This is a genomic window from Pseudomonas sp. SWRI51 (genome assembly GCF_014268825.1).
GTDB classification, from domain to species: Bacteria; Pseudomonadota; Gammaproteobacteria; order Pseudomonadales; family Pseudomonadaceae; genus Aquipseudomonas; species Aquipseudomonas farsensis.
The window spans coordinates 1-13853 of record NZ_JABWRG010000120.1 but is presented as its reverse complement, the minus strand read 5'-3'; the positions used below and the strand labels follow the sequence as shown (position 1 = coordinate 13853).

12 protein-coding genes are annotated in these 13853 nt (G+C 63.2%); 11 read left to right on the top strand and 1 reads right to left on the bottom strand.

Annotation, left to right across the window (positions count from 1 at the left end; genetic code table 11):
* The first annotated feature begins 247 nt into the window (after nucleotides 1-247).
* From HU720_RS22135 to HU720_RS22090, 10 genes are all read left to right on the top strand, one after another.
* Nucleotides 248-1147, top strand: a complete 900-nt coding sequence (locus HU720_RS22135; RefSeq protein WP_186522923.1) for a chemotaxis protein — start codon at nucleotides 248-250, stop codon at nucleotides 1145-1147.
* 87 nt (nucleotides 1148-1234) lie between these two features.
* On the top strand, nucleotides 1235-1546 hold the full coding sequence (locus tag HU720_RS22130; protein ID WP_186522921.1) for a hypothetical protein: 312 nt from the start codon (nucleotides 1235-1237) through the stop codon (nucleotides 1544-1546).
* A complete protein-coding gene (locus HU720_RS22125; protein WP_186522919.1) occupies nucleotides 1543-2277 on the top strand; it encodes a YkgJ family cysteine cluster protein in 735 nt (244 codons plus the stop codon). The genes HU720_RS22130 and HU720_RS22125 overlap by 4 nt, the downstream gene beginning before the upstream one ends.
* Nucleotides 2278-2533: 256 nt before the next feature.
* Nucleotides 2534-3697: an efflux RND transporter periplasmic adaptor subunit gene (locus tag HU720_RS22120; RefSeq protein ID WP_186522917.1), complete on the top strand. Its 1164-nt coding sequence runs from the start codon at nucleotides 2534-2536 to the stop codon at nucleotides 3695-3697.
* On the top strand, nucleotides 3694-6780 hold the full coding sequence (locus HU720_RS22115) for a multidrug efflux RND transporter permease subunit (RefSeq protein WP_186522915.1): 3087 nt from the start codon (nucleotides 3694-3696) through the stop codon (nucleotides 6778-6780). The genes HU720_RS22120 and HU720_RS22115 overlap by 4 nt, the downstream gene beginning before the upstream one ends.
* Before the next feature lie 9 nt (nucleotides 6781-6789).
* Complete coding sequence (locus HU720_RS22110) at nucleotides 6790-7461, top strand: heavy metal response regulator transcription factor (RefSeq protein WP_186522913.1); 672 nt, start codon at nucleotides 6790-6792, stop codon at nucleotides 7459-7461.
* 182 nt (nucleotides 7462-7643) lie between these two features.
* Nucleotides 7644-9038, top strand: a complete 1395-nt coding sequence (locus HU720_RS22105) for a heavy metal sensor histidine kinase (protein ID WP_238337769.1) — start codon at nucleotides 7644-7646, stop codon at nucleotides 9036-9038.
* 139 nt (nucleotides 9039-9177) lie between these two features.
* The gene (locus HU720_RS22100) at nucleotides 9178-9402 is read left to right on the top strand and encodes a hypothetical protein (protein WP_186522910.1); all 225 of its coding nucleotides are present in this window, start codon (nucleotides 9178-9180) and stop codon (nucleotides 9400-9402) included.
* Between the two features lie 208 nt (nucleotides 9403-9610).
* A complete protein-coding gene (locus tag HU720_RS22095; RefSeq protein WP_186522908.1) occupies nucleotides 9611-10921 on the top strand; it encodes an OprD family outer membrane porin in 1311 nt (436 codons plus the stop codon).
* A 330-nt stretch (nucleotides 10922-11251) separates the two neighbouring features.
* Complete coding sequence (locus HU720_RS22090; RefSeq protein WP_186522906.1) at nucleotides 11252-12754, top strand: sensor domain-containing diguanylate cyclase; 1503 nt, start codon at nucleotides 11252-11254, stop codon at nucleotides 12752-12754.
* Here HU720_RS22090 and HU720_RS22085 read toward each other — a convergent pair.
* The gene (locus HU720_RS22085; RefSeq protein ID WP_186522903.1) at nucleotides 12751-13227 is read right to left on the bottom strand and encodes a PA2169 family four-helix-bundle protein; all 477 of its coding nucleotides are present in this window, start codon (nucleotides 13225-13227) and stop codon (nucleotides 12751-12753) included. The two genes, HU720_RS22090 and HU720_RS22085, sit on opposite strands and share 4 nt — an antisense overlap.
* 200 nt (nucleotides 13228-13427) lie before the next feature.
* Between HU720_RS22085 and HU720_RS22080 the strand changes: the two genes are divergently transcribed.
* The gene (locus HU720_RS22080; protein WP_186522901.1) at nucleotides 13428-13637 is read left to right on the top strand and encodes a DUF3820 family protein; all 210 of its coding nucleotides are present in this window, start codon (nucleotides 13428-13430) and stop codon (nucleotides 13635-13637) included.
* Nucleotides 13638-13853 lie beyond the last annotated feature (216 nt).

Below are 13853 nucleotides of genomic sequence, written 5' to 3'. Positions count from 1 at the left end.
AGGGCTGCTGCGCAGCCCAACGCGGGACAAGCCCGCTCGCCACAACTCTCTGTCATTTCCCACAGGATTGGGTCCAATCCAGCAATGTTGCGGTTGAGCAGGGCCTGCGTGGGAGCTGGCGACAGCCTGCGATTGGGGCGCGTAGCGGCCCCGCTTTACATGATCTGACACAAACCGTGCTAAAGCCCCTCGCCCCCAGGCCGATAACCCGGCATCCTCCCCGTAATTTCCATACCGAAGGTCGCCCATGGCCACGCAAAATGCCCGCGCGGACGCGTTGTCCCTGCTGCTCTTCACCCTGCGCAGCGGCAAGCTGATGGCAATCAACTTGCTCAAGGTCAGCGAAATCATCCCCTGCCCGCCACTGACCAAGCTGCCCGAAGCGCACCCGCACGTAAAAGGCGTGGCCACCCTGCGCGGCAACTCGCTGTCGGTCATCGACCTGTCCCGCGCCATCGGCGAACAGCCCCTGGCCGACCCCAACGGCGGCTGCCTGATCGTCACCGAGATCAGCCGCTCGCGACAAGGCCTGCATGTGCAAGCCGTCAGCCGCATCATTCATTGCCTGAGCACCGACATCAAACCGCCCCCGTTCGGCTCGGGCAACCGTTCGTTCATCACCGGCGTGACCCGGGTCGACAACACCCTGGTGCAAGTGCTGGACATCGAAAAAGTGATTCACGGCATTACCCCGCCGGCCCACGAAGTGCTGCCGGGTGCACTCAGCGAAGAAGACGCAAGCCTGCTGGCCGCGGCCAATATTCTGGTGGTCGACGACAGCCAGGTGGCGCTGCAACAGTCGATCCACACCCTGCGCCACCTTGGCATCGAATGCCACACTGCGCGCAGCGCCAAAGAGGCGATCAACGTCCTGCTGGACCTGCAAGGCACCGAGCGCGAAATCAACATCCTCGTCTCCGACATCGAAATGTCCGAGATGGACGGCTTCGCCTTTACCCGCACGCTGCGCGAAACCCCGGACTTCCAGCACCTGTACATTCTTTTGCACACCTCGCTGGACAGCACCATGAGCAGCGACAAGGCCAAGACCGCCGGCGCCAACGCCATCCTGACCAAGTTCTCCTCGCCAGAGCTGACCGACTGCCTGGTGGTGGCGGCCCGCGCAGTGGTCTTCGCCGAGCGCTGATATATCCGGCGACAAACTCCCCGGCTTGATGTCGGGGCGTCTTCGGGCATAATTTCCACCCCTCCGCTGCTCAATGGCACACCGCCCATGAAACCTCTCGCCTTCTTGCTGACCGCCTGTGCGCTGGTCAGTGGCGCAGCCCACGCCTCCAGCACCCAAGCCTGGAACGACCAGCGCCAGCACATGCTCAAGGCCTGCCTCAGCGCCAGCCAGTTCAAAAACGCCCACGCCTTGGGCAAACCTGCCGAGTTCGATGACCGCGTCGGCTACAGCGCATTGCTGGTCGAAGGCGTCTACCCGCAAAAACACATGAACAACCGCACCGGCACCGAGCTGTGCCTGTACGACCGCCAGCGCCAGCAGGCTTTCGTCAGTGAGTGGGACGCAGGCAAACGGTGAGCGCCAGCATTCGTTTCAGTTGTACCGGGTGCGGCAAGTGCTGCACCGGCCATCATGTTCCGCTGACCCTCACCGAAGCGCGCCAATGGGCGCAATCCGGCGGCCAGGTCATCGTGCTGGTCGAAGGTTTCATCAATGAAGGCCCAGGCATGCCGGCCGAGCAGCGCGAGCACGTGCTGCGCCGCTCCCACCCGGTAGCCTGCGGCAGCGGCGAACTGCGCGTGTCGGTAACATTCGCGGCCTTCAACCCAGGGCGCTGTCGCAACCTCGACGCAGATGACCGCTGCCTCATCTATGACAACCGCCCATTGGTGTGCCGCATCTACCCGGCCGAGATCAACCCACACCTGCCGCTGCGTCCCGAGGCCAAGGACTGCCCGAGCGAGGCCTGGGCGCAAGGCCCGGCGCTGATTGTCGGCGGGCAGTTGCAGGATGCCGAGCTCAAGGCGTTGATCGAGGCCTCACGCCAGGCCGACCGCGACGATATCGCCAGCAAGGTTGCCATCTGCCAGGCGTTGGGCATTACCACCAGCGCCCTCAAGGGCAACGGTTTTACTGCCTGGCTGCCGGACATGCAGGCTTTTGCGGGGTGCTTGCAAGAAGTGCCCACGAATGCAGCAGGCGCCTGGGCGCTGCACATCGAGGACGCCGCGCTGAGCACACAGGTACAGCCTTACGGGGTGCACGTCAGCGCCGAAGCGCCGCTGTACTACGCATTCATCGGGTTTTAACGGAGGTCTTGTAGGAGCGGCCTTGTGTCGCGAAAGGGGTGCGTAGCGCCCCCACGATTCGTGCTTCAAACTAATATCGCCGGGGCTGCTACGCACCCCTTTCGCGACACAAGGCCGCTCCTACACAGACGAGTCAGGCTGCCTGTTCTGACGCTATCGAAAGTGAAACTGACAACGCTGTCAGCCAGCGGTCACGCTGGCGACCTGATGCCTACGCTATACACACCCTCTCCTCTGCCGGTGATTGGCCCAACCTATGTCTCGACGCCTGCCCCTTTTGCTGTTGCTTGCGCTGATCATCGCCGGGCTGTGCGCCGGCTCATGGTGGTTGAGCACCAAGCTCGGCCACCAGCCACCCAAGATGGCGGCCAATGCAATACCGGTGCGGGTGATCGGCGTAGTACGCCAGGACGTCCCCCGTCACCTCGACGCCATTGGTTCGGTACTGTCGCTGCACAGCGTCGAGGTGCGCCCGCAGGTCGAAGGTGTACTGACCCAGGTGCTGGTCAAGGAAGGCCAGGCCGTCAAGCAGGGCGACCTGCTCGCCAGCCTCGATGACCGCGCATTGCGCGCAGGCCTTGAGCAGGCCCGCGCCCAGCTCGGCCAAACCCAGGCGCAACTGCAAGTGGCCAACGTCAACCTGCGCCGCTATCAGGTGCTGAGCACCGACGACGGTGTTTCCAAACAGACGCTTGACCAGCAGCAGGCCTTGGTCAAGCAGCTGCAGGCCACCCTCAAAGGGGACCAGGCCGCCATCGACAACGCCGCCGTGCAACTGGGCTACACGCAAATCCGCTCGCCGGTGAGCGGCCGCGTTGGCATCCGCAACATCGACCCCGGCAACCTGGTGCGCAGCAGCGATGCCCGCAGCCTGTTCAGCGTGACCCAGATCAACCCCATCGCAGTGGAATTTGCCCTCGCCCAACAACACCTGCCTACGCTGCACGCCCTGCTCGACAGCGCCACTCCCGCCGAGGTTGAAGCCTTCATCGACGCCGACGGCGAGCGCAGCCTGCTCGGCAAAGGCCACCTGACGCTGATCGACAATCAGGTCTCCGCCACCACGGGCACGGTGCGAGTAAAGGCCGAATTCGATAACAAGGACGGCCACCTGTGGCCCGGCCAGCTCGTTACCGTGCGCCTGCGCACCGCCCTGCAGGCCAACGCCCTGGTGGTGCCGCCGCCTGTGGTGCAACGCAGCATCGATGGGCACTTCGTCTACCGCCTCGACGGCGACAAAGTGACCAGCGTGCCGGTAAAAGTGCTGTACCAGGACAGCACCCTGAACATCATCGACGGCGTGAAGGCCGGTGATTGCCTGGTGCTCGACGGCCAGTCCCGGCTTAAGCCTGGCAGCCTGGTCGAGCCCAGCGAGCCCTGCCCGGCAGGTGCCAACAGCGCCCCACGGGCTCAGCCATGAACACCCGCAACGGCCTGTCAGCCTGGTGCATCGACCACCCCATCGCCACCTTGTTGCTGACGTTTGCCCTGGTACTGCTGGGCGCGATTGCTTTCCCTCGCCTGCCGGTGGCGCCCTTGCCCGAGGCGGACTTCCCGACCATCCAGGTGACCGCCCAGTTGCCCGGTGCCAGCCCGGAAACCATGGCCTCATCGGTGGCGACACCGCTGGAAGTGCAGTTCAGTGCCATCCCCGGCATGACCCAGATGACCAGCAGCAGCGCCCTGGGCTCGACCAACCTGACCTTGCAGTTCACCCTCGACAAGAGCATCGACACTGCCGCCCAGGAAGTCCAGGCGGCGATCAATACCGCCACCGCGCGCCTGCCCCGTGACCTGCCCAACCCGCCGGCCTGGCGCAAGGTCAACCCGGCCGACAGCCCGGTGCTGATCCTCACGGTCAGCTCCGCGCAGATGCCCGGCAACCAGCTCAGCGACTACGCCGAAACCCTGCTGGCACGCCAGCTCAGCCAGATCGACGGGGTTGGCTTGATCAACATCACCGGCCAGTTGCGCCCGGCGATCCGCGTGCAGGCGCAACCCGAAAAGCTCGCCGCCATCGGCCTGACCCTGGCCGACATCCGCCTGGCCAGCCAGCAGACCAGCCTCAACCTGGCCAAGGGCGCGCTGTACGGCGAGCACAGCGTGTCGACCCTGGCCGCCAACGACCAGCTGTTCCACCCCGAGGACTACGCGCAACTGGTCGTCAGCTACCGCGACGGCGCACCGGTGTACCTGGCGGATGTGGCCAAGGTGATCAACGGTGCCGAAAACGCCTACGTGAAGGCGTGGTCCGGCCAGCAACCCGGGCTTAACCTGGTGATCTTCCGGCAACCGGGGGCCAACATCGTCGATACCGTCGACCGGGTGATGGCCGCGCTGCCGAGGCTGCAGCAGATGCTGCCGGCGGCCATCGAGGTTTCGGTGCTGCAAGACCGCACCCAGACCATCCGCGCCTCGTTGCACGAGGTCGAACTGACGCTGTTGATCGCCGTGGCGCTGGTCATCGGGGTAATGGCGCTGTTTCTGCGCCAGTGGTCGGCAACCCTGGTGGTCTCCTGCGTGCTCGGCGTGTCGCTGATTGCCAGTTGCGCGCTGATGTACGTGCTCGGTTTCAGCCTCAACAACCTCACCCTGGTGGCCATCGTCATTGCCGTGGGGTTTGTGGTGGACGACGCCATCGTGGTGGTGGAGAACATCCACCGCCACCTGGAAGCCGGCGACGACAGCCGCACCGCCGCGCTCAAAGGTGCCGGCGAGATTGGCTTCACCGTGGTGTCGATCAGCTTTTCGCTGGTCGCCGCGTTCATTCCGCTGCTGTTCATGGGCGGCGTGGTAGGCCGGTTATTCAAGGAGTTCGCCCTCACCGCCACCGCGACCATCCTGATTTCGGTGCTGGTGTCGCTGACCCTGGCGCCCACCCTCAGTGCGTTTTTCATGGGCAAACCGCAGCATGGCCCGCAGGATGGCGTTGGCCCGCGCCTGGTGCGCTGGTACGAAAAAGGCCTGAACCGGGCGCTGGCGCACCAGCGCATCACCCTTGGCATCTTCGGCATCACCTTGGCGCTGGCGGTGGCGGGCTATGTGGCCATCCCCAAAGGGTTCTTCCCGTTGCAGGACACAGGCTTCATCCTCGGCACCACCGAGGCTGCGGCCGATGTGTCGTACCCGGCCATGATCGAGAAACACCAGGCGTTGGCCAAAATCATCGAAGCAGACCCGGCGGTGCGCGCCTTCTCGCATTCGGTGGGGGTCACCGGCAGCAACCAGACCATCGCCAACGGCCGCTTCTGGATCGCCCTCAAGCCACGCGGCGAACGCGATGTGTCGGCCAGCGAGTGGATCGACCGCATGCGCAGCAAGCTGGCCACAGTGCCCGGCATCGTCCTTTACCTGCGCGCAGGCCAGGACATCAACTTAAGCTCCGGCCCCTCGCGTACCCAATACCAGTACGTGCTCAAGAGCAACGACGGCGTGGCGCTGAACCTGTGGACCCAACGCCTGACCGAGCGCCTGCGCCAGAGCCCGGCCTTGCGCGACCTGTCCAACGACCTGCAACTGGGCGCCAGCGTCACCCGTATCGACATCGACCGCCAGGCCGCCGCGCGCTTCGGCCTGACTACCACTGATGTCGACCAGGCGCTATACGATGCCTTTGGCCAGCGGCAGATCAGTGAATTCCAGACCGATACCAACCAGTACAAGGTGATCCTCGAGCTGGACGCACGGCAACGGGGCAAGGCCGAAAGCCTCGGTTTCTTCTACCTGCGCTCGCCACTGACCGGCGAGATGGTGCCGTTGTCGGCGCTGGCCCATGTGGCCGCACCCAGCACCGGGCCGCTGTCTATCAGCCATGACGGGCTGTTCCCGGCCGCCAACCTGTCGTTCAACCTGGCACCCGGCGTGGCGCTGGGCGATGCGGTGCAGCTGCTGGAACGCACCCAGCGCGAAATGGGCATGCCCGATTCGATCAGCGGCAACTTCCAGGGCGCCGCCCAAGCCTTCCAGAGCTCGCTGTCGAGCCAGCCGTGGCTGATTCTCGCAGCGCTGGTGGCGGTGTACATCATCCTCGGTGTGCTCTACGAAAGCTTCGTGCACCCGCTGACCATCATCTCCACCCTGCCCTCGGCCGGCCTCGGCGCGCTGTTGCTGCTGTGGGCCATGGGCCAGGACTTCACCATCATGGGGCTGATCGGGGTGGTGCTGCTGATCGGTATCGTCAAGAAAAACGGCATCCTGCTGATCGATTTTGCCCTCGATGCCCAGCGCCAGCATGGTCTGTCACCGGAACAGGCAATTCACCAGGCATGCCTGGTGCGCTTTCGCCCGATCATCATGACCACCCTCGCCGCGCTGCTCGGCGCGGTGCCGTTGATGTTCGGCTTTGGCGCCGGCGCCGAACTGCGCCAGCCGCTGGGCATCGCGGTGGTGGGTGGGCTGCTGGTGAGCCAGGCGCTGACGCTGTTCACCACCCCGGTCATATACTTGGCCCTGGAGCGCCTGTTCCACCGCCGCCAGGCCGCTGCCGCGCCGACCGCCAGTTGAGACAAGACCATGCGTGTGCTGATCATCGAAGACGAAGAGAAAACCGCCGACTACCTGCATCGCGGGCTCAGTGAACAAGGCTTCACCGTGGACCTGGCACGCGATGGCATCGATGGCCTGCACCTGGCGCTTGAGGGCGACTATGCGGTAATCGTGCTGGATGTGATGCTGCCCGGCCTGGATGGCTACGGCGTGCTGCGTGCGCTGCGGGCGCGCAAGCAGACGCCGGTGATCATGCTGACCGCCCGTGAACGGGTCGAGGTCCGCATCCATGGTCTGCGCGAAGGTGCCGACGATTACCTCGGCAAGCCGTTTTCGTTTCTCGAACTGGTCGCCCGGTTGCAGGCCCTGACCCGCCGCAGCACCAGCCACGAACCCTTGCAGGTGCAGGTGGCCGACCTGCGCATCGACCTGCTGGCGCGCAAAGCCAGCCGCGCCGGCCAGCGCCTGGACCTGACCGCCAAGGAATTCTCCCTGCTCAGCGTGCTGGCAAAGCGCCAAGGCGAAATCCTGTCCAAGACCGCCATCGCCGAGCTGGTCTGGGATATCAATTTCGACAGCGACGCCAACGTCGTCGAAGTCGCCATCAAACGCCTGCGCGCCAAGCTCGATGGGCCGTTCGACAATAAATTGCTGCACACCATCCGGGGGATGGGCTATGTCCTCGAAAACCGTGACTGACCTGCACGTGCTGCTGAGCATGATTACCGAACACGCTCTCTGTAGGAGCGGCCTTGTGTCGCGAAAGGGCCGCGTAGCGGCCCCAAAATCTCGGCCGCATGCAAAATCACCGGGGCCGCTGCGCGCCCCTTTCGCGACACAAGGCCGCTCCTACACAGTCAAAAGCGTCTTACCTGACGCATATGACCATGTTGCGTAACTCCATCGCCGTGCGCCTGTCCGTGCTGTTCACCCTGGTGGCACTGCTGGTGTTCATGCTGATCGGCAGCGCGCTGTACCGCCAGGTGGACCGCAGCCTCGACATGCTGCCCGCAGCCGAGCTGGACGCCCGCTTCAGCGTGCTCGAATCCACCCTCAAGCGCTACGGCACCGCCGAGCACTGGGCCAAGGTGCACAACAAGCTCAACCTGCTCAGCGAAGAAGACCGGCGTATCCGCTTCTGGGCAGTGAGCAGCAACCCGGCATTCGAATACGGCCACCCCACCGAGCAGGTTCGCGCGCTTGCCGAGAGTGGGCCCGGCATGCGCGACCTGCGCCTGCCTGAGCGGGCATACCCGTATAAGGTACTGGTCAGCGACCTGCCGGCACTGGGCGAACGCCCACCGCTGCGCTTTCTGATCGCCATCGACACCGAAACCTTCGCCCAGGCCCAGCACAGCCTGCTGGTGGCAATCGTAGGCTTTGCGGCACTGGGCGTGTTGCTGGCGTCCTTGCTCAGCTACTGGGTGGCGCGCATCGGGCTCAAGCCGTTGCTGGCGTTGTCTGACGAAGCGCAGACCCTCGCCCCGCCGCGTCTGGACGGGCGCCTGCTGACCAGAAACCTGCCCCCGGAGCTGGCGCGCTTTGCCGATGCTTTCAATACCGCGCTGGAGCGGGTCAGCCAGGCCTATTCGCAACTGGAGGCGTTCAACGCCGATGTGGCCCACGAACTGCGCTCGCCACTGACCAACCTGATCGGCCAGACCCAGGTGGCACTGACACGCGGGCGCAGCGCAGAACACTACTTCGAGGTGCTGCAATCGAACCTTGAGGAGCTGGAGCGCCTGCGCAGCATCATCAACGGCATGTTGTTTCTGGCCAGCGCCGACCAGGGCAGCAAAGCCACCGCGCTCAGTTGCGCGTCATTGGCCGAAGAAGTCGCCACCACCCTCGATTACCTCGACTACATCCTTGAGGATGCCCAGGTACAGGTCAGCGTCATCGGCGATGCCCAGGCCCTGATCGAAAAGGCCCAACTGCGCCGGGCCTTGATCAACCTGCTGCACAACGCCGTGCAGCACACCGCCGCCCACGGGCACATTGCGGTGCACATCGACAGCCACGAGGGCCAGGTGAGTATCGCAGTCAGCAACCCAGGGCCTGCGATTGCCGAGGAGCACCTGCCGCTGTTGTTCGAACGGTTCTACCGGGTGGACGCAGCCCGGGCCAACAGCGGCGGCAACAACCATGGGCTGGGCCTGGCAATCGTCAAAGCCATTGCGCTGATGCACGGCGGCAGTGTTTTTGTGCGCAGCGAGGCGGGCGCCAACACCTTCGGGTTGAACCTGCCAAGCGTCAACCCCGCGGGTTTGCCGTAACAAGGCGGCGGCTAGCCTTGTAATCATTACTTTTTGCGCAAGAGTGCTTATCGCAACGGCCCCTGTTTCCAGGGCCATTACAGGACTAACTTTAGCCCTGTCTCCATTAGCACTTGCCCCGCAAGAAGGTAGCTTCAAAATGTCCAACAGTATGGGTGTTGCCAGCGTATTCGTTCTGTCGTCCCTGTTGTTGTCGCCCCTGGCCATGGCGGAAGAATCGCCGGCCTTCGTCGCCCGTAATGCCGAACTTTCAGCTGTTCACCAAGAGGCCCGTGAAGCCTTCGCCGCACATCAGCGCGATGCGGCAAAAGACGCACAGCAGACCGCTTCCAAAGTTCAAGCCGACGATAACGCCGAGAGCTGATCGGGCTTGATTCGGTACCCAGTTTTCCCTCCGGCTACGTCATGGGCACTGCCTGTGTTGATATGTTAGCCTTTCAAAGCCGCTGCGCATCAGCGGCTTTTTTTATGTGTCGAAAATATCAGCCCGGCTGCTGCGTCTCTTTAAGGGAGACTGTGCAGACACGACAATAAAAACTGCCCCACCGCCCGACCAAAGGAGCTTGTCCCCGGTGCCTTACGCGTTTCGTTTTACCCCGCTATTCATTGCATTGACCGCAACGATCCCCTTCGCCGCACAGGCCGATGAAGACAAGGCTGATGGCTTTATCGAAGGCTCGTCGCTCAACCTGAATTTCCGTAATGCCTACTTCAACCGCAACGAGCGCAACGCCGGTGTGCGTGACAAGCGCGAGTGGGGCCAAGGCGCCGTGGCGCGCTTCGAGTCTGGCTACACGCCCGGTGTAATTGGTTTTGGCCTGGATGCCCACGCCATGGTCGGGCTCAAGCTCGACGGCGGCGACGGCCGCGCGGGTACTTCCATTTTGCCCAGCGAGCCGGGCGACAAATCGCGCCAGGCGTTTTCGACCGCAGGCGCGGCGCTCAAGCTCAAGGGCTTCGATACCGAATTCAAGGCCGGTGACCTGTTCCTTACCAACCCGGTTATCGCCGGTGGCGAGACGCGCATGCTGCCGCAGACCTTCCGCGGCTTTGCCCTGAGCAACACCAGCATCGACGGGCTGATGCTCGAAGGTGGCCAGGTCAGCTTCACCAAGCCGTACAACCAGAGTGGCCACCGCCGCATCGATACCTACTACGGCGCCCTGCAAGACGGTGACAAGAGCAAGCACCTGAACTGGGCCGGCGCTTCGTGGAGCGGCACCGAGAACATCACCGCCAACCTGTACGCCGCTGAACTCAAGGATGTCTGGAACCAGTATTACGCTGACTTCGACTACACCTACGTGGTCAACGACCTGGTCAGCCTCAACCCTGGCGTGCACTTCTATCACACCCAGGACACCGGCCAGTCGCTGCTGGGCAGCATCGACAACAACACCTACAGCGTGCATTTCACTGTCGCTGCCGGTTACCACAGCGTCACCGCCGCCTACCAGCGGGTCAATGGCAACACGCCGTTCGACTACATCAACCTGGGCGACAGCATCTACCTCGACAACTCGCGCATGTACTCGGACTTCAACGCCCCCAACGAGCGTTCGTGGAAGCTGCAGTACGACTATGACTTCGCAGGCGTCGGCGTGCCTGGGCTGAGCGGCACGGTTTCGTATTCGCGCGGTGAAGCTGACTTGACCAAGGCCACCCAGGACACCACGCACTACGCCTACTACAACCCCGAGGGCAAGAACGCCAAGCACTGGGAGCGCGACCTGGACCTGAAGTACGTGTTCCAGGAGGGCGACTTCAAGGACCTGTCGGTGCTGGTGCGCTACGCCACCCACCGTGCCGGGCAGGGCTATTCGGAGCAAGACGACAACGACGAAGTGCGGGTGATCGTGGATTATCCGGTGAACGTCTTCTGACCTGATCAATTCAGCGCCCAGACACATCTCGTTGTGGCGAGCGGGCTTGTCCCGCGTTGGGCTGCGCAGCAGCCCTGAAGGTTTGAGGGCTGCTGCGCAGCCCAACGCGGGACAAGCCCGCTCACCACAAAAAAACCCGTCTTCCAACGCTCAGCCAAAGTCGCGCAGATATCGATCCCCATGGCAGGGCATGCCCACTGACCTGCCCCCCCGGGCATTTCCGTCGGACGGTCTCGTATATTTCTTGTCCGACAATCGCACCTTCCCTATCATATTGCCGCCGCGTAATGGCCCATCCCCCATGGATTCAGGGGCTTTGCAGTAGCGAGCATGACGTCAATCACCCGATCACCGCGTTCCGCCCTGTACAAGTCGCACCCTGAACTGGTCCTGAACCTGGGCAGTTGCCTCGCTGTGCTCGCCATTCTGGGCATCGTCGGCTTCCTGCTGGCGCGTGAGCGCGACAGCGTCGAACAGTCGGCTATCCGCTCATCGCGCAACATTGTCCAGCTGATCGAAAGCGACATCGTGCGCAACGTCGAGCTGTACGACCAATCGCTCAAGGGCGTGATCTGGGCAGTCGAGCACCCGGAACTGTTGAAGGTTCCACCCAGCCTGCGCCAGCAGATCCTGTTCAACCAAGCCTTCTCCGCGCCGATACGTGGCGACATTCTCTGGCTGAACGCCAAAGGGGATGTAGTGGGCGACTCCACCAGCGCCGTCCCGCGCCAAGCCAACTTTGCCGACACCGCGCCGTTTCAGGCGCACCGCGAAAACCCAGGCCTGGGCCTGGTGATCGGCCCACCGTTCAAGGCACGCCTGGGCGACCTGGACTGGTGTATCAGCTTCAGCCGGCGCATTTCCGGGCAGCACGGCGAGTTCATCGGGCTGGCAGCCGGCGCCTTGCGGCTTTCCTATTTCGACCAGCTGTTCCAGCGCCTGGATATCGGCGAAGAAAGCAGCATCAACCTGCTCAATACCGACGGCCAACTGCTGGCACGCCAACCCACGCGCCCACAGGACCCGATGATCGGGACCAATTTTTCCGCAACGCCCAATTTCAAACGCATCCTCACTGAACGCTCCGGCAGCTTCTCGGCCCATTCACAAACCTACGGCACCCAGCGTATCTACACCTTCGCCAAGGTCGGCGACCTGCCGCTGATCGTGCTGGTGGTGCATTCAGCCGACGAGGTGTACCAGCCGTGGAAGCGCACAGCGCTGCTGGTCAGCGCCGCCACTGGGGTGCTGTGCATCGGCATCCTGTGGCTGACGTTGCTGCTGGGGCGCGAACTGCGCCGCCGCCATGAAGCCGAGCAAGGGCTTGAGACATTGGCCGCCACCGATAGCCTGACGGGCCTGGCCAACCGCCGCCGCCTCGACCAGATGCTGCGCCAGGAATGGGCGCGCGCCCAACGCAATCGCAAGCCGCTGGCGGTGCTGATGGTCGATGTGGATATGTTCAAGGCGTTCAATCAACGCCACGGGCATGCCGGCGGCGACCATGTGCTGCGCGAGGTAGCCAAGACCATCGAACGCTGCATACGGCGCCCGGCGGACCTTGCGGCGCGCTATGGCGGGGAGGAATTCCAAGTGGTGTTGCCGGAGACCGATCTGGCCGGGGCCCTGATGCTGGCCGAGCGTATCCGCGCCAGTGTCGAAGCCATGCCACCGTTTGCCGGTGACGAACGTGCCGTTACGGTAAGTGTCGGGATTGGCCTGCAGATCCCCGGCACCCAGCGTGATCTGACACAGCTGTTGGGCGCCGCGGATGAGGCCCTCTACCGGGCCAAGGCGCGTGGCCGTAACCGGGTAGAGGGGCCCGAGGATTAAGAGCTGGCGCGAGCAGAGTTGCGCAGCGCCTTGACCTGATCATGGTTGCGCTGTACGCCCTGCAGTTGTTTCTCGACCAGGCTATAGGACTGGTCGGTGGCAGCGCGGCCCAGCTTGACCAGCTTCTCGCGGGCTTCCTTGTAGGCTTTCAGGGCGTGGTCTTCACCGCGCTCAACTTCGTTGAGCACCGCCTCTTCATCCTTGCCGGTCAGCATCGACTTGAGGTTGACCCAGCCACGGTGCAGGTCACCGCTGATGCTGGTGCTGGTTTCCGGATCACCGCCCAGACGACGCACTTCGCTCTGCAGTTCGGCCGCAGCGCTGGCGCATTCGCCGGCACGCTGTACGAAGAACGCCTTGAGCTGTGGGTTCTTGACGTCATCGGCAGAAGTGCGGAAGCCCTTCTCGCCATCTTTGCTGTATTCGATGAGGTCATTCAGTACGTCGATAACGTCTTTGTTTGGATTGCTCATGGGTACAACTCCTTGGCAGATGGAAGTCCCTAGTACTAGAGCAGGCTTCGTGCCAAGCCGAGCGGAATTAAGTAATCTTTAAAAATCAATAAGTTATGCCGGAATGCAAAATCGCCATCATTGGCGTTCTGCATGATTTGCGCTTGGGCGTTCGTGCAGATTGCAGTATGGTCCGCGCATGACTTGCTACAGGTGGCGCGATGAAACCCGAGACCCTGCAACTACTGGTGACCCGCAGCATGCCGTTCGGCAAATACCAGGGCCGGTTGATCGCTGATCTGCCTGGTGATTACCTAGCCTGGTTTGCGCGCAAAGGCTTCCCGCCCGGTGAGCTGGGCGGGTTGTTGGCGTTGATGCACGAGATTGACCATAACGGCCTGGGTGACCTGCTCAAGCCCTTGCGCCGCTGACTTGAGCCGCCGCTCCCACGCCGAGTTTGCGAGCACAGTCTTGTGCAGGCCTGCTCCGGCCTCATCGCAGGCTGTCGCCAGCTCCCACAAGTAAACTGCGCCGGACCGGGATAGACAGCCTGACTGAGACCCTGTGGTGGATTCTATGGTTTCGGGCAAGTCGCTTTTGATTGTGTAGGAGCGGCCTTGTGTCGCGAAAGGGCTGCGAAGCAGCCC